We start from the raw sequence: 18060 nt of genomic DNA, 5'->3' as shown, positions 1-18060 counted from the left end.
CCTTTGATTGCGGGAAACAGCGATCAAAAACCCGAGCGCTGCGCCCGGAGGTTTGTTCGCCCTACGCGGTCGTCAGATGGAGGCGCGCAAAGTCCCCGAAAAACTCGCCATAGTCGCAGGTGATTTCCTCGCCGGCGGCGATGTCGCGAATGGCGGTGGCGCCGCCATATTGCGAGAAATCCGTGTTCGGCCGTTCCGAATGGTTCATGAAGCGGCCATTGTCGACCTCATAGACCATGAAGCCAGGCTTGTCCGGGCTCGGATAGGCGTAGCGGTCGAGCAACTCGCGCAGATGCGGCGGCGCGGCCTCATATTTATCCATAGGGATCAGCCGGTCGAAATTCGGGTCGAGGCGCCAGATCGAAGCGCCCTTGCGGATCGGCTCGGCGGCGAAGACACCGACGCCTTCGATGGCACTCTGGGCAACATAGGTTCTGATCAGCAGCATCGTTCCCCGTCCGTTTTCGACGGGAAACGAAATCGTCAATTTGCGCCGAAATGCAAGGCCGTACCGCTAAATTTCAGCGGATGAGCGTGTTTCCAACCTGCCGACCGGATCACGTCCGGTTGATCGAGACGCCGCCATCGGCAAACAAGGCTGTGCCGGTGGTGAAGCTCGATGCGTCGGAAGCTAAGTAGAGCGCCGAACGGGCTATCTCTTCCGGCTGGGCCACGCGCTTCAAGGCATGCAGATTTTCGACGAATGTCCGCGATTCCGGCGTCTTGAACGTTGCCGCGGGCGTATCGGTGCCGCCCGGCAGGAGCGCGTTGACGCGAATGGCTTTCGGACCGTATTCGGCGGCAAGCACCTGCGTCAATCCGATCAGGCCGGCCTTGCTCGCCGCGTAGCTGGTCATGCCGGGCATGCCGACGGTGTGGCCGACAAAGGTGGAAGTGAAGATCAGCGAACCACCACCCTGGTCGATCATCGCCGGCACCTGATACTTCGCGCCGAGAAACGCGCTGGTGAGATTGGTATCGAGCGTCTCGCGCCAGCCCTCCAGCGACAGGTCGGAAACCGACCCCATCTGACCGACGGCTCCGACATTGTTGAAGGCGATGTCGAGGCCGCCGAGCCTTTTGACGGCGAGCTCGACCAGAGCCTTGGCATAGGGTTCGTCCCGGACGTCGCCGGCAAGGGCGATCGCTGTGCCACCCGCTTCCTCGATCTCGCCGACGAGCGCGTCGAGCTCGGCCTGACGCCGGGCCGCGACGACCAGGCTAGCGCCTTGCTCGGCGAACAGTTTGGCGGTGGCGCGGCCGATGCCGGAGCTCGCGCCGGTGACGATCGCGACCTTGTTTGCAAGGGTGAACATGTCTTTGCATCCTTCCTTTGTGCCGGGCTTGCCGGCGGTTGGATGCTTGGTCGCAGATGAGGATTGCTGCGGCCACCCGAAACCGGCAAAGCCGCCATTGCCCTACTGTCGCAACAGCCAAGCCAGCCGGTCGACCCGAGAAGGCGTAGCTGAGGGCAATCAGCAGAGCCATGATAATGCCGATGGCCGCGTGACCGGTCAGATAGAATCCCGCGGCGCCGCCGCACAGGATGACAAGTTCCAACGCCAGCCTGACGGCGCCGGGCACCGGCACCGGAGCTCGACCCGACCGGCTCGGATCTTTGAGCACGGCGAAAGTGCCCCACAGCACCGCCGCGACGAGCGGCAAGACGATAGCAAGAATCCAGCGGCTGAACCCGACGGCAAAGCTCCAGCCGGCCAAGCCGAGCCCAAGCAGCGCTGCAAGTTCCAGCAGGAAGCGCAGGGTCAGATTCCACCAGGCATTACCCATTGTCGTCCTCCGGCATCACGCGGCAGGAGTGTCGCCGAACAGAACCGCGGAAGCCAGAGCAGACACTCCGTTTTGAGTGTGGCGCAAAACGGCAAGCGCCGTCGCAAACAGCGCAAGGATGACATCGCGGTTTCGCTAGTGATACACCTCGCGTGACGGGAGAGGCCCGAACGACATCCGCGATTTTTGGCGCGAGGCTTAACGTGAAGAAATACTCGGTATTCGCCATTGCCCGCGAGGCGATGCGCGGCCACAGGGGCTGGGAAGAGCAGTGGACGTCGCCCGAGCCGAAGAAGGAATACGATGTCATCATCGTCGGCGCCGGCGGACATGGCCTGGCGACGGCCTATTATCTGGCGAGCGAGCACGGCATCACCAATATCGCCGTGCTGGAAAAGGGCTGGCTCGGCGGCGGCAACACCGGCCGCAACACCACCATCATCCGTTCCAACTACCTCTATGACGAGAGCGCCGGCATCTACGACCATGCGCTGAAGCTGTGGGACGGGCTCAGCCAGGAACTCAACTACAACGTCATGTATTCGCCGCGTGGCGTCATGATGCTGGCGCACAATGTGCATGACGTCCAGGTGTTCAAGCGCCACATCCATGCCAACCGCCTCAACGGCATCGACAATGAATGGCTGACGCCCGAACAGGCGAAGGAATTCTGCCCGCCGCTCAACATCTCCAAGGATGCGCGCTATCCGGTGATGGGCGCCGCGCTGCAGCGCCGCGGCGGCACGGCGCGCCACGACGCGGTCGCCTGGGGCTATGCGCGCGGCGCTTCGGCGCGCGGCGTGCACATCATCCAGAATTGCGAGGTCACCGGCATCAAGCGCGCGGCCAATGGCGCGGTCAGCGGTGTGGAGACGACGCGCGGGTTCATCGGCGCCAAAAAGGTCGGCGTGGTCGCGGCCGGCCACTCGTCGGTCATCATGAACATGGCCGGCGTGCGCATGCCGCTCGAAAGCTATCCGCTGCAGGCGCTGGTCTCGGAGCCGATCAAGCCGGTGGTGCCTTGCGTGGTGATGTCGAACACGGTGCACGCCTATATCTCGCAGTCCGACAAGGGCGAGCTGGTGATCGGCGCCGGCACCGACCAGTATGTCTCCTATTCGCAGACCGGCGGCCTGCACATCTTGCAGCACACGCTCGACGCCATTTGCGAGATGTTCCCGATCTTCACCCGCATGAAGATGCTGCGCTCCTGGGGCGGCATCGTCGACGTGACCCCCGACCGCTCGCCGATCCTGGCGAAGACGCCGGTCAAGGGGCTCTACGTCAATTGCGGCTGGGGCACGGGCGGGTTCAAGGCGACGCCCGGCTCGGGCAACGTCTTCGCGCACACGATCGCCAGGGACGAGCCGCACCCGATCAACGCGCCCTTCACGCTCGAGCGCTTCCGCACGGGGCGCCTCATCGACGAGGCCGCCGCGGCGGCGGTGGCGCACTGATGATGGCTCAGCCGATTTGCTTTCACTTAGCCGGCGCGTGCGCCGGTCACGGCAAGTTTTAGGATCACCCAGATGCTTCTCATCCGCTGCCCCTATTGCGAGGAAGAGCGCCCGGAACTCGAGTTCCGCAATGCCGGCGAGGCGCATATCGCGCGCCCAACCAACATTGCCGCCGAGAGCGACGACGATTTCGAGAAATTCTTCTTCATCCGCGCGAATCCCAAAGGCGTCATCTATGAGCGCTGGCGGCACATCCATGGCTGCGCGCGCTTCTTCAACGCCGTGCGCGACACCGTCACCGACAAGTTCGTCATGACCTACAAGGCCGGCGAGCCGAAGCCCGCGAAGCTGCCCGGAGCCTCGAAATGAACGCCGTTTTCCGCATTTCCGGCGCCGGTCGCCTCAGCCAGGCGAAGACCGCCTCGTTCAGCTTCGACGACAAGCCCTACATCGGCATCGAGGGCGACACGCTGGCCTCGGCGCTGCTCGCCAATGGCGTGCATCTCGTCGGGCGCTCGTTCAAATATCACCGTCCGCGTGGCTTCCTGTCGGCGGGCGCCGAAGAGCCCAACGCGCTGGTGCAGATCGTGCGCGATGATGCGCGCAAGACGCCGAATGTGCGCGCCACCGTGCAGGAGCTCTATGACGGGCTGACGGCCAATTCGCAGAACCGCTGGCCGTCGCTTGCCTTCGACGTCGGCGCCGTCAACGACCTTGCATCGCCGATGTTCTCGGCCGGCTTCTACTACAAGACCTTCATGTGGCCGAAATGGGCCTGGAAGGATCTCTACGAGCCGAAGATCCGCGCTGCCGCGGGCCTCGGCGTTTCTCCCGAAAAGCCGGACCCGGACCATTACGCCGCGCGCTACGCGCATTGCGAGGTGCTGGTGCTGGGCGGCGGCGCCGCAGGCATCGCGGCCGCGCTCGCCGCGGCCGAAACCGGCGTGCGGGTGATCCTCGCCGACGAGCAGGCCGAATTCGGCGGCAGCCTGCGCTTCGAGAGCGGCGCCAGGATCGATGGCCAGGACGGCTATGCCTGGGCACAAGCGGCGATCGCCAAGCTCAAGGCCATGGACAATGTGCGTGTGCTCTCCCGCACCACGGCCTTCGGCTACTACGCGCAGAATTTCGTCGGCCTCGTCGAACGGGTCAGCGACCATCTCAAGAACCCCGGCCGCGAGCTGGCGCGCGAGCGCCTGTGGCAGGTTCGCGCCAATCGCGTCGTGATCGCCACCGGCGCCATCGAGCGCCACATGGTGTTCGCCAACAACGACCGTCCGGGCGTGATGCTCGCTTCAGCGGCGCGCACCTATCTCAATCACTATGGTGTGGCGGTCGGCAGGAATGTCGGCGTCTATACGGCGAACGATTCCGCCTACGCGGCGGCAATCGACCTCAAGAAGGCCGGCGTCAATGTCGCGGCGATCGTCGACCTTCGCGACAATCCGGCCGGACCGGTGATCGACGAGGCGAGGGGACTCGGCATCGAGATCAATTTCGGCCGCGCGGTGGTCAGCGCCGGCGGCAAATTGCGCGTGTCCTCGATGACGGTGCAGCCGAAGAATGGCGGCGGCGAGCGCACGATTCCGGTCGACGCGATCCTGATGTCGGCTGGCTGGACGCCGTCGGTGCATCTGTTCTCGCAATCGCGGGGCAAGGTCGCCTTCAACGACGAGACCAAGCGCTTCGTGCCCGGCACCTATGCGCAGGACTGCGTCTCGGTCGGCGCCTGCAATGGCGCGGACGGGCTGGCCGCCTCGGTTGACGAGGCTTACGCGGCGGGCGCCAAGGCGGCGAAGGAGGCTGGCGGCAAGATCGGCAAGGGCGCCAAGCCGAAGGTCGACGCCGGCGAGAGCTGGTCGCGCGGCATGCTGGGCGCGGCGCCCGGCGCCGGGCCGGGCACCACGGTCAAAGCCTTCGTCGACTTCCAGAACGATGTCACGGCCAAGGATATCCGCCAGGCGGTGCATGAAGGCATGCACTCGATCGAGCATGTCAAGCGCTTCACCACCAACGGCATGGCGACGGACCAGGGCAAGACGTCCAACATGCATGGCCTGGCGATCGCCGCGGAGGAACTCGGCAAGCCGATCCCGCAAGTCGGCCTCACCACGTTCCGCGCGCCCTATACGCCGGTCACCTTCGGCTCGATCGTCGGCCACGCGCGCGGCGCCTTGTTCGACCCGACCCGGCGCACGGCAACGCATGGCTGGGCGGCGTCGCATGGTGCTGTGTTCGAGGATGTCGGCCACTGGAAGCGCGCCTGGTATTTCCCCAAGGCGGGCGAGGACATGCATGCCGCCGTCAACCGCGAATGCGTGACGGTGCGCAAGGCGGGCGGCCTGTTCGACGCCTCCACGCTCGGCAAGATCGAGGTGGTCGGGCCGGACGCGGCGAAGTTCATGGAGCTGCTCTACACCAACCCCTGGGAGAAGCTCGAAACGGGCCGCTGCCGCTATGGCATCATGCTGCGCGAGGACGGCTTCATCTACGATGACGGCGTCGTCGGCAGGCTGGCGCCGGACCGCTTCCATGTGACGACGACGACCGGCGGCGCGCCGCGCGTCATGAACCACATGGAGGATTACCTCCAGACCGAATTCCCGCATCTCAATGTCTGGCTGACCTCGATCACCGAACAATGGGCGGTGATCGCGGTGCAGGGGCCGAAGTCGCGCGACATCATCGCGCCGCTGGTCGAAGGCATCGACATGTCGGACGAGGCGATGCCGCATATGTCGGTGCGCGAGGGCAAGATCTGCGGCGTGCCGACAAGGCTGTTCCGCATGTCCTTCACCGGCGAGCGCGGCTTCGAGGTCAACGTGCCGGCCGACTACGGCGAGGCTGTCTGGGAAGCGCTGTGGGCCGAAGGCCGGAAGCATGGCGCGACCGCCTACGGCACCGAGACGATGCACGTGCTGCGCGCCGAGAAGGGCTACATCATCGTCGGCCAGGATACCGACGGCACGGTCACGCCGAACGATGCCGGGCTCGACTGGGCGGTCGGCAAGAAGAAGACCGACTTTGTCGGCATTCGCGGCCTGACCCGGCCGGACCTGGTGGCCAAAGGCCGCAAGCAGCTTGTCGGCCTGAAGACCAAGGACCCGAAGGTGGTGCTGGAAGAGGGCGCGCAGATCGTCGCCGATCCGAAGCAACCGATTCCGATGAAGATGATCGGCCACGTCACCTCCAGCTACTGGTCGGAGAATTGCGGACGCTCGATCGCGCTGGCGCTGGTCGCCGGCGGTCGCGACCGTATGGGTGAGACGCTCTACGTTCCAATGCCGAACGGCACGATCGAGGTGGAGGTCACCGGCATGGTGTTCGTCGACGAGAAAGGAGAACGCCTCAATGGCTAAGGCCGCCGCCAAGACAAAAGCCGCTGCTGCTTCCGCCTCCGTCGAGCGGCGTCCGGCGCTCGACGGCCGGGTGCTGTCGGCACCGGATGTCAAAGTCGAGGTGCTGCCGCCGGCCGAACGCATCTCGCTGCGTGCGCCGCAGGTTTCGCTTGCCGCGCTCTCGAAGGCGCTCGGTCTCACGCTGCCGACAAAGCCCAAGACTTCGGCGACGAAGGACGGGCGCACGGCGCTGTGGCTCGGGCCCGACGAATGGATGGTCATCGACGAGGCGGGAAACGATCCGCTCGCCGACTGCGCCAAGGTGACGGCGCTGCATTCGGCAGTCGGCATCTCGCACCGCAATGTCGGGATTTCGGTTGCCGGACCTGCTGCCGCGGCGACGATCAATTCGGGCTGTCCGCAGGACCTGTCGCTCGAGGCTTTCCCGGTGGGTGCTGCCTCGCGCACCATTCTCGGCAAGTCCGAGATCGTGCTGCTGCGCAGCGCGGCCGATGCGTTCCGCGTGGAATGCTGGCGTTCCTTCTCGGACTATGTCTTTACTCTGCTGTCGGAAGCGGCGAGCGACGCGGCGAACTGAGCTTCGCGGCGTCGGTTCCAAGGAACCATTGCCAGTCCATGCCGTTTCTGCGGCTTGCGAGGGAGATTGCCGATGCCGTCCAAATCCGCGCCGAAGTCATCCAACAAGACAGCTGCAGTCCGTTCGCTGGAGCACGAAAGGCGTCGCGAGCTTGAGGAAGAGGAACTCGAGGAAGGCCTCGAGGACACGTTTCCGGCCAGCGATCCGGTGTCGGTCACCAGCACTTCCATCCCCGGCGGGCCGGCAAAGCCCGGCAAGGCCAAGACCGTGCCTGGACTGAAGTCGCGCAAGAAGTAGCGCCGTCGCAGCAGGCAATCGGACTTCAGACGAAACGAAAACGGGCGGCCAAGTGCCGCCCGTTTTCGTTTTTCGCTTTTGCGGTGCTTCGAAGCTGCTGAGCTTTAGGCTGGAATTGCTTCAGAGGCCGGGCACGAACCAGGGGTTCACGTCAATGCCGAGGCGCGGGCTTTTGGTGGTCTGGGTTTTGGCGGCGTCCGCCTTTTCGACCGAACCGGTCGCGGTGCAATCAAGAACCACATTGGCGTTGGCCTGAGCGCAGGCCGCCGCTGGGGCGTGCTTCGCCGGATGGCTCGCGCCGGCGACGGCGGCACCCGAGAAGGCCAGCACCGTGGCAAGGGCGAGGATCATCTTCTTCATCTTCCATCTCCAGTTCGTACATGTACGATAGGACGTACAAATACGGTTAACGGAAGCTGAATTCAAGAGGGAATTTGTACGTGTACGACAACTTTTGTTGAACGTAGGAATTCGTCGCGCGAAAATCCAGGCGATCAGCATAACGGAGAGCCGACGCAGACGCCGGTCAGCAGTTGACGGGCGTTTCGGTGAGCGCGGGGATATCCTGCGCTGACAACGAGGCCAGCATGAAGTCGCACATCCGCTTCACATAGGCCTGGGGGTCACCGAACGGATAGAAGGGGAAGGTAATCAAGAGCGAAATCGTACCGTGGCCGACGGTCCACAGCATGGTGGCGATGGCGCGCGGATCGCCCTTGAGCTTGCCGGCGGCCACGCACGCCTCGACCCGGCTTATCAGCACCTTCATGGCCGGGTTGCCCTCTTCCATGTCCTCATAGCTGCGGCCTTCGGGCAACCTGGTTTTCTCGGTCATGAAAACGGTACGGTATTCATTGGGGTTGCCGAGCCCGAAGGCGGCATATTCGGTCATCACCGCCCGCAGCGCCTCGACCGGATCGTCCGCGGGGTGCTCCTCGATGCGGCGGGCGAGCGTTTCGAAGGCGTCTTCGGCCAGCGCGAACAGAATGTCCTGCTTGTCGGCGAAATAGGAATAAACCGACATCGGCGCGTAGCCGACGCGCTTGGCCAGCTTGCGGATGGTCAAGCCCTCATAGCCCTCTTCCTGGACCAGCTTGTGAGCCGCCGCGACCAGTTCCGAGCGAAGCTCTGCCTTCTGTTTCTCGCGGCGTTTCTGAACGCTCAGCGCCAATGTCCGCTGCCTCTTATCGTTGGTTGCCTGACGAAGTTATATACGGTGTACGGAAACGGACAAGAGAGCGTTCCAGTTCCCTTGCGTGCACACTAACTCTTTGTTTTAACGCAATTCCGGACGAAAAACCGCTAGTCTAGGCTACTTTTCCTGAAGTTGCTCAGATAGCGCCAACGCCGCCATCGAGCGCCAGCGTGTGGCCGGTCATGAACGAGTTGCCAGGGTCGGCAAGGAACAGGATGCCGGTGATGATCTCGTCGACCTCGCCGACACGCTTCATCGGCACGCCGCGCGTGAGCTCGGCGAGCGCTTCGGCTTCGGACACTCCTGTGAAACGCACGAAGCCGTCGACCATCGCCGTGCGGGTGTGGGCCGGGCAGACCGCGTTGATGCGTATTCCCTTGCTGGCATATTCCAGGGCGGCCGAGCGCGTCAGGCCGATGACGCCGTGCTTGGCGGCGGCATAGACCGATAGCTTCGGCGCGCCGGAGAGGCCGGCGACCGAGGCGATGTTGACGATGACACCGCCCTTGCCGCCTTCCTTGAATTGCCGTTCCAACTGAGGAATCTGGTGCTTCATGGCATAGAAAACGCCGAGCAGGTCGACCTCGACCACGCGGCGCGCCTCTTCCGAGGACACCTGCGGCAGGCGCACGAAGGAGTGGACGATGCCAGCATTGTTGACGGCGACGTCAAGCCGGCCGAACTTTTGCATGGCAAGCTTCACCAGATCCTCCGAGAGCTTTTCGTCGGCGATATTGCCGGCAAGGTGAGCCGTCTCGGCGTCGAGCGTTGCGGCGAAACCGCCGAGCGCAGCTTCGTCGAGATCGGAGAGCACCAGCCGCGCCCCTTCGGCGGCGAAGGCCTTTGCCGCGCCGCTGCCGAGACCGCCGGTCGCGCCGGTGATCAGCACCGTCATCCCATCGAAACGGCCCATCGCTCGGCTCTCCCGCCTTCAGCTGTTCTCGTCGATCAGTTGCACCGCAAGGGCGGCAAGCAGCTTCACTGCCTCGCCATAGGTCCTTGCCTTTTCCGGATTGGAGGCGTTGCCGTCCAGCGCGCGGCGGTAGACGCCCTGGCAGATCGCCGCCAGCCGGAAGAAGGAAAAGGCGAGGAAGAAGGTCCAGTTGTTGATCTCCTCGATCCCGCGCCTGCGGCAATAATCGGCGACATAGGCTTCCTCGGAAGGCACGCCGGCAGCCCGGCGATCGAGGCCGCCGAGGCCGCGAAAACCTGAGGCATGCGGCAGACGCCACTGCATGCATTGATAAGCGAGGTCGGCGAAGGGATGACCGAGCGTCGACAGCTCCCAGTCGAGCACCGCGATCACCTTCGGCGCGTCAGGCGCGAACATCATGTTGTCCAGCCGGTAGTCGCCATGGACAAGCGAAACGCGGCCGTCTTCGGTCGGCATATGCGTTTCGAGCCACGCAATCAGCCTGTCGATATCGGTTATGGTTTCGGTTTCGGAGGCGCGGTATTGGCCGGTCCAGCGCGCGAGCTGGCGTTCGAAATAGCTGCCGGGCCTGCCGAAATCGCCAAGGCCGACGGCCTCGACATCGACGTCGTGCATGGCGGCAAGCGTCGCGTTCATCGCGTCGTAGATCGCGGCGCGCTCTTCATTGCCGGAAACGTCCGGCAGCGACGGATCCCAGAAGATGCGGCCGTCGAGATATTCCATGACATAGAACATGCGGCCGATCGGGGATTCTTCGCCTGACAGATGCAGCATGCGCGGCACCGGCACGGCCGTGCCGGCAAGCGCCTGCATGACGCGGAACTCGCGGTCGACCTGATGCGCGGATTTCAGCAATTGCCCCGGCGGCTTGGCGCGCAACACATAGCGGCCGCTGGCGGTGGTCAAAAGATAGGTCGGATTGGACTGGCCGGACTTGAATTTTTCAATCGCAGAAAGGCCGGCAAAGCCCCGAATATGCGCCTCGAGATAGGGCGCAAGCGCCGCCTGGTCTATGGCACCGGCCTCGTCGCTCATGCGTTCTCGGGCTGACGCTCGATCAGTGTCAAGGTCAGCCAGCGCGCCGTCAGCGCCGGTTTCTTCGAACCTTCGATCTCGATGGTCACGTCATGCGCCGTCTGCACCCAGCCGGACGGCCGCACCTTGACGTCCGCCAGCACGAAGCGGGTGCGGATGCGCGAACCCGTCTTCACCGGCGCCAGGAAACGCAGCGTGTCGAAGCCGTGATTGACGCCCATCTTGCTGTTCTCCAGCGGCGGCATGGTCTCGAAGGTCATTGCCGACAAAAGCGACAGCGACAGGAAGCCATGCGCGATGGTGCCGCCGAACGGCGTCTCGCGCGCGGCGCGCTCCGGATCGCAATGGATGAATTGGTGGTCGTCGGTCGCATCGGCGAACTGGTCGATCATGCGCTGCGTGACCGTTCGCCAAGGCGAGACGCCGACCTCCTTGCCGACGCTTGCCAGAAGCGTATCGAGACTGATCGGTTCCACGCTGATGTCCTCCGCACCCCCGCCCGAATAGCGATTCCTCGAACCGGGCAGCTTATTCCTTGAACAAAGTCATTCCATGCTGCACCGACTGGCCGCCGTCGATAGGCAGGATGGCGCCGGTGACATAGCTTCCGGCACGGCTGCACAAATAAAGCGTTGCGCCGGCAATGTCATCCGCCACGCCGATGCGGCCAAGCGGAACATGGTTACCGACATGTTTCGCCTGCTCCTCGGTCGCGGTGGCAAAGGCCGTCATGCGGCTCTGGAAAGGGCCGGGCGCAAAGGCGTTTACGGTGATGCGGCGGGCGGCGAACTCGATCGCCAGCGTGCGCGTCAAATGATGCACCGCGGCTTTCGAAGCCGCGTAGGAATAGGCGTCGTCTGCCAGCGGCTGGGTGCCCATCACCGAGCCAAGATTGATGACGCGGGCAGGATCCTCGTCGCTCGCCGCGGCATCGAGCAGCGGCAAGAGCTCCCGTGTCAGGTGGAAGACGGCGGTGACGTTGACGCCGAACACCTTGGCCCAAGCGTGGTAGGGGAAATCCTGCAGCGGCGCACCCCAGGAAATGCCGGCATTGTTGACCAGGATGTGCAGGCGTTCCGTGCGTGCCTTGACCTCGGCGACGAGTGCCGCGATGCCCGCTTCGCTGGAGACGTCGCCGGCAAAGCCCTCGGCATGGCCGGAGCCGCCGAGCGCGTTCAATTCGTTGGCGACTTTCGCGCAATCCTCGCCTTTGCGCGAGGCGATCATCACCTGCGCACCGGCGCGCACCAGCCCGGTCGCCACCATGCGGCCGATGCCGGTCGCCGCCCCCGTCACAAGCGCGGTCTTGCCGGCGACCGAGAACAGCTTGTCCAGATAGCTCATGGCACTCCTCTACATCCTGGCCGGCAAGGGGACTCGCCCGAGGACTCGCGTTGACAAGGCTAGCCGAAGTACGGTCATCCTTGCCACGGGTAAAGATTTATCTTCGGAAAGGCGGAAGCGATGGCGGACATGAATCTCGGCATGACCGAGCGGCTGAAGCCGATCCATCAGCGCGTGGCGGCGATGGTGCGCGACGAGATCGCGCCGCTCGGCGAAGAGTTTCTCGCTGAAGTCGGCAAGGGGGGCGACCGCTGGGCCTATACGGCCAGGCAGACGGAAATCCTGGAAGGCTTGAAGAAGACGGCGCGCGAGCGCGGCTTGTGGAACTTCTGGCTCACCGATTCCAAGCGCGGCTACGGCCTTTCCACCGTCGAATACGCCTATCTGGCGGAGGAGATGGGCAAGGCGCATCTCGGCGCCGAGACCTTCAACTGCTCGGCGCCCGACACCGGCAACATGGAGGTGCTGGAGCGATACGGCTCGGAAGCGCACAAGCGGGACTGGCTGGATCCGCTGCTCGAAGGGAAAATCCGTTCGGCCTATCTGATGACCGAGCCGGATGTGGCGTCCTCGGACGCCACCAACATTTCGATGCGCTGCGAGCGCCGCGGCGAGGACTATGTGCTCAACGGCGAGAAATGGTGGGCTTCCGGAGCGGGCGATCCGCGCTGCGCCATCTATATCGTCATGGTCAGGACCGGATCGGACGAGGAGCCGCAGCATCGCCGGCATTCGATGATCCTGGTGCCCTCCGACAGCAACGGCATCACCAAGCTGCGGCCCATGCAGGTCTATGGCGATGACGACGCGCCGCATGGGCATATGCATCTGAGATTCGATAACGTCCGGGTGCCGGCGGCGAATTTGATCCTCGGCGAGGGGAGGGGTTTCGAGATCGCGCAGGGGCGGCTCGGGCCCGGCCGCATCCATCACTGCATGCGCGCCATCGGCCAGGCAGAGATGGCGCTGGAGATGCTGTGCCAGCGCTCGGTGCGGCGCGAGGCCTTCGGCCAGCCGCTGGCAAAGCTCGGCGCCAATGTCGACATCATCGCTGAATGCCGCATGGAGATCGAAATGGCGCGGCTCTTGTGCCTCAAGGCTGCGTGGATGATCGACCAGGGAGACGCTCGCGCGGCCGCTCCCTGGATCAGCCAGATCAAGGTGGTGGCGCCCCGCGTCGCGCTGAAGGTCACCGACGAGGCGGTGCAGATGTTCGGCGCGCAAGGCATCAGCCAGGACACGCCGCTCGCCCGCTCCTGGACGCATTTGAGGACATTGCGGCTGGCCGACGGGCCGGATGCCGTGCACCGGCGCCAGGTGGCACGCACGGAACTGAAGAAATACACGCAGGAAAAGGTCTGACGGCCATGACGCTTCCGTCGCAAATGCAGGGTCTGCTGCTTGTCGGCGACGGTTACACCAGGACGCCTTCGGCGGCTGCACTCGAAGCGATGGAGCCTTACCTCCAGCCCGGCCGCATAGCCGTGCCGGCGCCAGGGCCGACACAGGCGCTGATCAAGGTCAGCCTCGCCTCGATCAACCCGTCCGACATCGCCTTCATCAAGGGCCATTACGGCCAGCCGCGGGTCAAGGGCCGTCCGGCGGGTTTCGAGGGCGTCGGCATTGTCGTCGCCACGGGCGACGATCCCTATGCAAGAAGCCTTGCAGGGAAACGCGTCGCCTTCGCCACCGGCGTATCGAACTGGGGCGCCTGGGCGGATTATGCCGTCGCCGAGGCGGCGTCCTGCATTCCGCTTCTCGACACCGTGCGCGACGAGGACGGCGCAGCGATGATCGTCAATCCGCTCACCGCCTTGGCCATGTTCGATATCGTCAGGGAGGAGGGCGAAAAATCCTTTATCATGACGGCCGGCGCCAGCCAGCTCTGCAAGCTGATCATCGGGCTGGCGAAGGAGGAAGGTTTCCGGCCGATCGTCACGGTGCGCCGCGACGAGCAGATCCCGCTTTTGAAGGAGCTCGGCGCCGCCCATGTGCTCAACGAGAAGGCGGCGGAATTCGAGGTGGCGTTGCGCGAGGCGATGAAAGCCGAGCAGCCGCGCATCTTCCTCGACGCCGTCACTGGCCCGCTGGCTTCCGCCATCTTCAACGCCATGCCGAAACGCGCGCGCTGGATCGTCTATGGCAGGCTCGATGCCGAGCCGACGGTGATCCGCGAGCCCGGCCAACTGATCTTCCAGCACAAGCGCGTCGAGGGCTTCTGGCTGGCCGAATGGATGCGGCAGTTCCGCGACAGGCTGGGCCCGGCGGTGCTGGAAGCGCAGAAGCGCTTTTCCGACGGACGCTGGTCGACCGACGTCACGGCGGTCGTGCCGCTGGACGAGGCGATGGCGCGGCTGCCGGCCGAGCTCGCCAAGCCCAACGGAAAGGTGTTCATCAGGCCGTGAAGCGATCCGGGCGGCGATCGCAGCTGTTCAGACCAGACCAGTGCCTTGAACACAAAGCTGTGATCGACAAGACAGCGGCGGAAAATTGCCGCTGTTGCGCCTTTCCTTGCGCCGCGCCGGTAACATTCACGCTCGGATGTTTTATTCCATTCGATGTGATATCTCGCCGGCGGTGAAGCCAGGCGGCGATGGGAAAGCCGTCCTGGTCGGAACGCGGGGTGCGCTATGATGGTAACCAAGCCGGTTTTCGACCGTTTGGGGTTTTGGCTTTGGGTCGGGTCGTTTCTGATTGTGCTTGGCCTGGCGCTGTGGTCGCCCGATGCGCGTTCGGTGGTCCATATCTACAGGCATGGCAGTGAAGCGTTTCTGAGCGGCCAACCGCTGTACCAGGTCGAAGTCGCCATGGGGTATCTTTACGCTCCCGCCTTCGCCGTCCTCTTTGTTCCCCTGCTGAAGCTCGGGCCGTATCTGGGCAATATCTTGTGGCACATGCTGGGCTTCGGCTTGCTGACCTTTGCCGCGATGCGTCAGGTGCGCAAGCTTGGTGGCCAGGAGCAGACATGGCTGCTGTCCTTCGGTCTTTTTCTTGCCTTGCCGCTAGCGCTTGCGGCGCTTCGCAACGGCCAGGCGACGATCCTGCTCACCGGCGCATGCTGGTTTCTCACGCTGTCGACACTCGAGGGGCGCCGGGCCGAAAGCTTCTTCTGGGCCATGCTTGCGATCATCGCCAAGCCGACCGCGATCATCATGCTGCTTCTGGCGGGAGCGCTGCGCCCCAGGCTGATACCGGTGCTGGTGCTGGCGGTGCTCGTCGCGCTCGCCATCCCCTATGGCTTTGCGTCGACCGACTACGTCAACGCGCAATATCACGATTTCTTCCGGCTGCTGACTTCGATGACGGTCGACCCAACTGGCCCCTTCGTCCCGGCCGACTTCACGGCGCCTTTCACGCGGTTTGGGATGCCGCTTTCCGAGTTTGACGCGACGATCGTGCGCGTCGTCGCCGGTCTGCTCACACTTTGGCTGGTGCTCCAGTTCGACCGCAGACTGGACTCCAACGGACTCGCCATCTTCCTCGTCGCGGCATTCTACATGTGCGTCTTCAATCCGCGGGTCGAGCAGAACACTTACGCCATGGTGGCGGTGCCTGCCGGCCTCTCCATCGCCATGCTTTGGCGGGAGAAGGGAGCCATGGCCATGTGCTGGTCCTTGGCAGCGTTGCTCTTCGTCACCGGATTGACCAGTGTCGACCTGCGACTGCACGATCTCTTCCACCTGTGGTTCCGGCCGGTCAGCATCAGCATAATCGCCTGCGCGCTCGTCGGTTGGTTCTGGATGCAAGACAGACAGAAGGCGCCTGCCGCCGGGGCCGTCGCGCATGGCTGAGGTGCTCGACATCATCGCGCCGTTCTTCAACGAGGCCGAATCCGCCATTGCGTTTGTCGGGCTGCTCGACAGGCTGGAAGTGGGCGTGGCGGAGCGCTTCGGTATGACGGTCCGCAAGATACTCGTCGACGACGGCAGCCGCGACGGCAGCGCCGAGACGTTCGCGGCTGCGCTCTCCGGCTCCTGGGAGATCGTGCGGCTGAGCCGCAATTTCGGCAAGGAAGCGGCGGTGCTCGCCGGCCTCGATCATTCCCGCGGCGACATGGTCCTGATCATGGACTCCGACCTCCAGCATTCCATGGATATCAGCCTGAGGATGATCGCAGAACTGGTCGAGAATCCGCAGATCGATGTCGTCTACGCGCAGAACGACCGGCGCGAGGGGAGCTGGCGGCGCAGCCAGTTGGCGCGGCTCTTCTACAGGCTGATCAACAGCAGTCAGCGCTTCGATATCCCCGAAAATGCCGGAGACTTCCGCGTCATGCGCGGCGCCGTGGCGCGTGCCCTGACCAGCGTGCGCGACAAGCGCCGTTTCAACAAGGGCCTGTTCGCCTGGGCCGGCTTCCGCCAGAAGGCGGTGCTTTACTCGCCGGAAAATCGCGCCAGCGGCACGTCCAAATGGACAAGGTTCAACCTGATCGCGTTCTCGCTTGAAGGGTTCACCTCGTTTTCCGTGATCCCGCTGCGCGTCATCAGCCTTATCGGATTGCTGGCCGCATTCGCAGGTCTCGCGTATGGCGTGAAGGTGCTCTTCGAGGTGCTGTTCTACGGCATCGCCGTGCCTGGCTACCCCAGCATCATGGTTGCCGTCGTTCTTTTTGGAGGCCTTAACCTGGCGCTGCTCGGCCTGATCGGCGAGTATGTCTGGGTCACGCTCAGCGAAAGCAAGGACCGGCCCGTCTACATCGTGCGCGACGTGCTGCATGGCAATGCCGCCGAGCAGATTGCTGCCGAGAGATGACCAGGTCGATCCGCCTGATCGCCGACGATTACGGCCTTGCGCCGGGGGTATCGGATGCGATCCTCGACCTTATCGAGGGCGGCCGTCTGACCGGGACCAGTTGCATGACCGGCTTTCCGGACTGGGAAGCGGCGGCGGCGCGCATAAGGCCATTCCGTCGACGGGCGGCCATCGGATTGCACCTGACCCTCACCGATCAGATCGCCGCGACGGGTTCGTCCAGCCTGGCGCCGGAAGGCAAGCTGCCCGGGCTTTCCTGCCTTGCGCTGCCGGTGCGGCGCGCGCGCATCGACGAGCGGCACATTCATGCCGAGCTCGACGCCCAGTACGACCGCTTCACCGAAGCGCTGGCTGGCCCGCCCGACCATATCGACGGACACCAGCATGTGCATTTTCTTCCCGTGGTACGGAATTGGTTGCTCGCGCGGTTTGGGGGGAGCGCGCACAAGCCGGCGCTGCGCGGCGCGCCCGGGCTTCCCGGCCTGGATGCAGCGACGCCCAAGATCGCGGCGATCGCCGCTCTGGCCGCGGGCTTTAACAGGTCGATGCAGCGGGCCGGCTTTAACGTGATGACGCCGCTCTGCGGCATCTATGACTGGCGGCAGCCGCAAAAATTCGCTCCGACGCTGCGCGCCGCGGTCGGCACCTTGCCCGAACAAGGTTTGTTCATGTGTCATCCGGGCCATGTCGATGACATTTTACGGGCGCGAGACCCGATGCAGGGCGCGCGTGAGGTCGAGTTCACGGTTCTGAGTTCGGAGGATTTCGGCGCCAGCCTCGAACGGGCCGGAACGCGCGTCATGGACGGCAAAGCATGAGCGCCGGCCAGCCGCAGCAGCGTTCGACCGGCAACAAGATCGTCCGTTTCGCCTTGGTCGGGCTGGTCAACACCGGCATCGATCTCACTGCATTCTTCCTGCTGCTCAAGCTCGCGGTGCCGGCTTTGGCCGCCAATGTCGGCGCCTGGTTCGTCGCGGTCCTTTTCTCCTTCGTGGCGAACCGCTTCTGGTCGTTCGAGCGGGACCGGGGCATCCGGCTGCACCATTCCTTCCTGCGCTTCGTCTCGCTTGGGGCGCTGATTTCGCTTGGCGTTTCGAGCCTCTCGATCGCGGCACTGGCCGGGACCGTCGGTGTGTGGCCGGCCAAGATCATCGGCGTCGTGGTCGCGGCCGTGCTGAACTTCCTGGCGGCGCGCTGGTCGATCGAGGGCCGGCTCATAAAATAGTTACTCGGCCGGTATCCGGCCGCTAGAGCGTTTCACTGCTCGATAGAATCGGAAGGGATTCCCGCTCGGTTGGATTTGTGATTCAAGATGCTGGCTG

The 18060-nt window shown here is 64.2% G+C and carries 20 protein-coding genes; 11 read left to right on the top strand and 9 right to left on the bottom strand.

The genetic code is table 11. The features are described 5' to 3' along the window. Positions 1–61 precede the first annotated feature (61 nt). The 3 genes from LB565_RS26640 to LB565_RS26630 all read right to left on the bottom strand — a co-directional run bounded on the left by LB565_RS26640 (position 62) and on the right by LB565_RS26630 (position 1788). Positions 62–448, bottom strand: coding sequence for an SET domain-containing protein (locus tag LB565_RS26640; protein ID WP_224589081.1), 387 nt, complete (start codon positions 446–448; stop codon positions 62–64). A gap of 109 nt (positions 449–557) precedes the next feature. After that, positions 558–1316, bottom strand: coding sequence for an SDR family oxidoreductase (locus LB565_RS26635; protein ID WP_224589080.1), 759 nt, complete (start codon positions 1314–1316; stop codon positions 558–560). Continuing rightward, positions 1222–1788, bottom strand: coding sequence for a YrdB family protein (locus LB565_RS26630; protein ID WP_224589079.1), 567 nt, complete (start codon positions 1786–1788; stop codon positions 1222–1224). The genes LB565_RS26635 and LB565_RS26630 overlap by 95 nt, the downstream gene beginning before the upstream one ends. A 203-nt stretch (positions 1789–1991) precedes the next feature. On the opposite strand from LB565_RS26630, the gene LB565_RS26625 reads away from it, so the two are divergent. The 5 genes from LB565_RS26625 (at position 1992) to LB565_RS26605 (ending at position 7478) form a co-directional block, all read left to right on the top strand. After that, positions 1992–3245, top strand: coding sequence for a sarcosine oxidase subunit beta (locus tag LB565_RS26625; protein ID WP_224589078.1), 1254 nt, complete (start codon positions 1992–1994; stop codon positions 3243–3245). Between the two features lie 72 nt (positions 3246–3317). After that, positions 3318–3614, top strand: a complete 297-nt coding sequence (locus LB565_RS26620) for a sarcosine oxidase subunit delta (protein ID WP_040997306.1) — start codon at positions 3318–3320, stop codon at positions 3612–3614. After that, complete coding sequence (locus LB565_RS26615; RefSeq protein WP_224589077.1) at positions 3611–6604, top strand: sarcosine oxidase subunit alpha; 2994 nt, start codon at positions 3611–3613, stop codon at positions 6602–6604. Before LB565_RS26620 ends, LB565_RS26615 begins: the two co-directional genes overlap by 4 nt. Next, positions 6597–7181, top strand: a complete 585-nt coding sequence (locus tag LB565_RS26610; protein ID WP_224589076.1) for a sarcosine oxidase subunit gamma — start codon at positions 6597–6599, stop codon at positions 7179–7181. The genes LB565_RS26615 and LB565_RS26610 overlap by 8 nt, the downstream gene beginning before the upstream one ends. A 72-nt stretch (positions 7182–7253) precedes the next feature. Further along, entirely contained in the window at positions 7254–7478 is a 225-nt protein-coding gene (locus tag LB565_RS26605; protein ID WP_224589075.1) for a hypothetical protein, read from the top strand. A gap of 120 nt (positions 7479–7598) precedes the next feature. On the opposite strand, the gene LB565_RS26600 is transcribed toward LB565_RS26605, so the two are convergent. The 6 genes from LB565_RS26600 to LB565_RS26575 all read right to left on the bottom strand — a co-directional run bounded on the left by LB565_RS26600 (position 7599) and on the right by LB565_RS26575 (position 11986). Further along, on the bottom strand, positions 7599–7838 hold the full coding sequence (locus LB565_RS26600) for a DUF680 domain-containing protein (protein WP_224589074.1): 240 nt from the start codon (positions 7836–7838) through the stop codon (positions 7599–7601). Between the two features lie 166 nt (positions 7839–8004). After that, positions 8005–8649, bottom strand: a complete 645-nt coding sequence (locus LB565_RS26595) for a TetR/AcrR family transcriptional regulator (protein WP_224589073.1) — start codon at positions 8647–8649, stop codon at positions 8005–8007. 160 nt (positions 8650–8809) lie between these two features. Continuing rightward, on the bottom strand, positions 8810–9586 hold the full coding sequence (locus LB565_RS26590; RefSeq protein ID WP_224589072.1) for an SDR family NAD(P)-dependent oxidoreductase: 777 nt from the start codon (positions 9584–9586) through the stop codon (positions 8810–8812). An 18-nt stretch (positions 9587–9604) separates the two neighbouring features. Continuing rightward, complete coding sequence (locus LB565_RS26585) at positions 9605–10642, bottom strand: phosphotransferase (protein WP_224589071.1); 1038 nt, start codon at positions 10640–10642, stop codon at positions 9605–9607. After that, complete coding sequence (locus tag LB565_RS26580) at positions 10639–11118, bottom strand: MaoC family dehydratase (protein WP_095766281.1); 480 nt, start codon at positions 11116–11118, stop codon at positions 10639–10641. The genes LB565_RS26585 and LB565_RS26580 overlap by 4 nt, the downstream gene beginning before the upstream one ends. 52 nt (positions 11119–11170) lie before the next feature. After that, positions 11171–11986: an SDR family oxidoreductase gene (locus LB565_RS26575; protein ID WP_140842233.1), complete on the bottom strand. Its 816-nt coding sequence runs from the start codon at positions 11984–11986 to the stop codon at positions 11171–11173. Between the two features lie 120 nt (positions 11987–12106). Between LB565_RS26575 and LB565_RS26570 the strand changes: the two genes are divergently transcribed. The 6 genes from LB565_RS26570 to LB565_RS26545 all read left to right on the top strand — a co-directional run bounded on the left by LB565_RS26570 (position 12107) and on the right by LB565_RS26545 (position 17963). After that, on the top strand, positions 12107–13348 hold the full coding sequence (locus LB565_RS26570) for an acyl-CoA dehydrogenase family protein (RefSeq protein ID WP_224589070.1): 1242 nt from the start codon (positions 12107–12109) through the stop codon (positions 13346–13348). Positions 13349–13353: 5 nt separating this feature from the next. Continuing rightward, positions 13354–14391 carry a zinc-binding dehydrogenase gene (locus LB565_RS26565; protein WP_224589069.1) on the top strand — a complete coding sequence of 346 codons (1038 nt, stop codon included), beginning with the start codon at positions 13354–13356 and terminating at the stop codon, positions 14389–14391. A gap of 225 nt (positions 14392–14616) precedes the next feature. Next, positions 14617–15777, top strand: a complete 1161-nt coding sequence (locus LB565_RS26560) for a glycosyltransferase 87 family protein (protein ID WP_224589068.1) — start codon at positions 14617–14619, stop codon at positions 15775–15777. Beyond that, positions 15770–16738, top strand: coding sequence for a glycosyltransferase family 2 protein (locus LB565_RS26555; protein ID WP_224589067.1), 969 nt, complete (start codon positions 15770–15772; stop codon positions 16736–16738). The genes LB565_RS26560 and LB565_RS26555 overlap by 8 nt, the downstream gene beginning before the upstream one ends. Continuing rightward, complete coding sequence (locus LB565_RS26550) at positions 16735–17556, top strand: ChbG/HpnK family deacetylase (RefSeq protein WP_224589066.1); 822 nt, start codon at positions 16735–16737, stop codon at positions 17554–17556. Before LB565_RS26555 ends, LB565_RS26550 begins: the two co-directional genes overlap by 4 nt. After that, positions 17553–17963, top strand: coding sequence for a GtrA family protein (locus tag LB565_RS26545; protein ID WP_224589065.1), 411 nt, complete (start codon positions 17553–17555; stop codon positions 17961–17963). Before LB565_RS26550 ends, LB565_RS26545 begins: the two co-directional genes overlap by 4 nt. The last annotated feature ends 97 nt before the right edge of the window (positions 17964–18060 follow it).

The organism is Mesorhizobium sp. CA14 (genome assembly GCF_020165195.1).
GTDB lineage: Bacteria > Pseudomonadota > Alphaproteobacteria > Rhizobiales > Rhizobiaceae > Mesorhizobium.
Note: the sequence above shows the minus strand (reverse complement) of the source record. Positions and strands in the feature narration are given on the sequence as shown.

Coding starts and splice junctions, on each gene's coding strand:
- LB565_RS26640 (WP_224589081.1), bottom strand. CDS start 448: ATGCTGCTGATCAGAACCTATGTTGCCCAGAGTGCCATCGAAGGCGTC.
- LB565_RS26635 (WP_224589080.1), bottom strand. CDS start 1,316: ATGTTCACCCTTGCAAACAAGGTCGCGATCGTCACCGGCGCGAGCTCC.
- LB565_RS26630 (WP_224589079.1), bottom strand. CDS start 1,788: ATGGGTAATGCCTGGTGGAATCTGACCCTGCGCTTCCTGCTGGAACTT.
- LB565_RS26620 (WP_040997306.1), top strand. CDS start 3,318: ATGCTTCTCATCCGCTGCCCCTATTGCGAGGAAGAGCGCCCGGAACTC.
- LB565_RS26615 (WP_224589077.1), top strand. CDS start 3,611: ATGAACGCCGTTTTCCGCATTTCCGGCGCCGGTCGCCTCAGCCAGGCG.
- LB565_RS26610 (WP_224589076.1), top strand. CDS start 6,597: ATGGCTAAGGCCGCCGCCAAGACAAAAGCCGCTGCTGCTTCCGCCTCC.
- LB565_RS26605 (WP_224589075.1), top strand. CDS start 7,254: ATGCCGTCCAAATCCGCGCCGAAGTCATCCAACAAGACAGCTGCAGTC.
- LB565_RS26600 (WP_224589074.1), bottom strand. CDS start 7,838: ATGAAGAAGATGATCCTCGCCCTTGCCACGGTGCTGGCCTTCTCGGGT.
- LB565_RS26590 (WP_224589072.1), bottom strand. CDS start 9,586: ATGGGCCGTTTCGATGGGATGACGGTGCTGATCACCGGCGCGACCGGC.
- LB565_RS26585 (WP_224589071.1), bottom strand. CDS start 10,642: ATGAGCGACGAGGCCGGTGCCATAGACCAGGCGGCGCTTGCGCCCTAT.
- LB565_RS26575 (WP_140842233.1), bottom strand. CDS start 11,986: ATGAGCTATCTGGACAAGCTGTTCTCGGTCGCCGGCAAGACCGCGCTT.
- LB565_RS26570 (WP_224589070.1), top strand. CDS start 12,107: ATGGCGGACATGAATCTCGGCATGACCGAGCGGCTGAAGCCGATCCAT.
- LB565_RS26565 (WP_224589069.1), top strand. CDS start 13,354: ATGACGCTTCCGTCGCAAATGCAGGGTCTGCTGCTTGTCGGCGACGGT.
- LB565_RS26560 (WP_224589068.1), top strand. CDS start 14,617: ATGATGGTAACCAAGCCGGTTTTCGACCGTTTGGGGTTTTGGCTTTGG.
- LB565_RS26555 (WP_224589067.1), top strand. CDS start 15,770: ATGGCTGAGGTGCTCGACATCATCGCGCCGTTCTTCAACGAGGCCGAA.
- LB565_RS26550 (WP_224589066.1), top strand. CDS start 16,735: ATGACCAGGTCGATCCGCCTGATCGCCGACGATTACGGCCTTGCGCCG.
- LB565_RS26545 (WP_224589065.1), top strand. CDS start 17,553: ATGAGCGCCGGCCAGCCGCAGCAGCGTTCGACCGGCAACAAGATCGTC.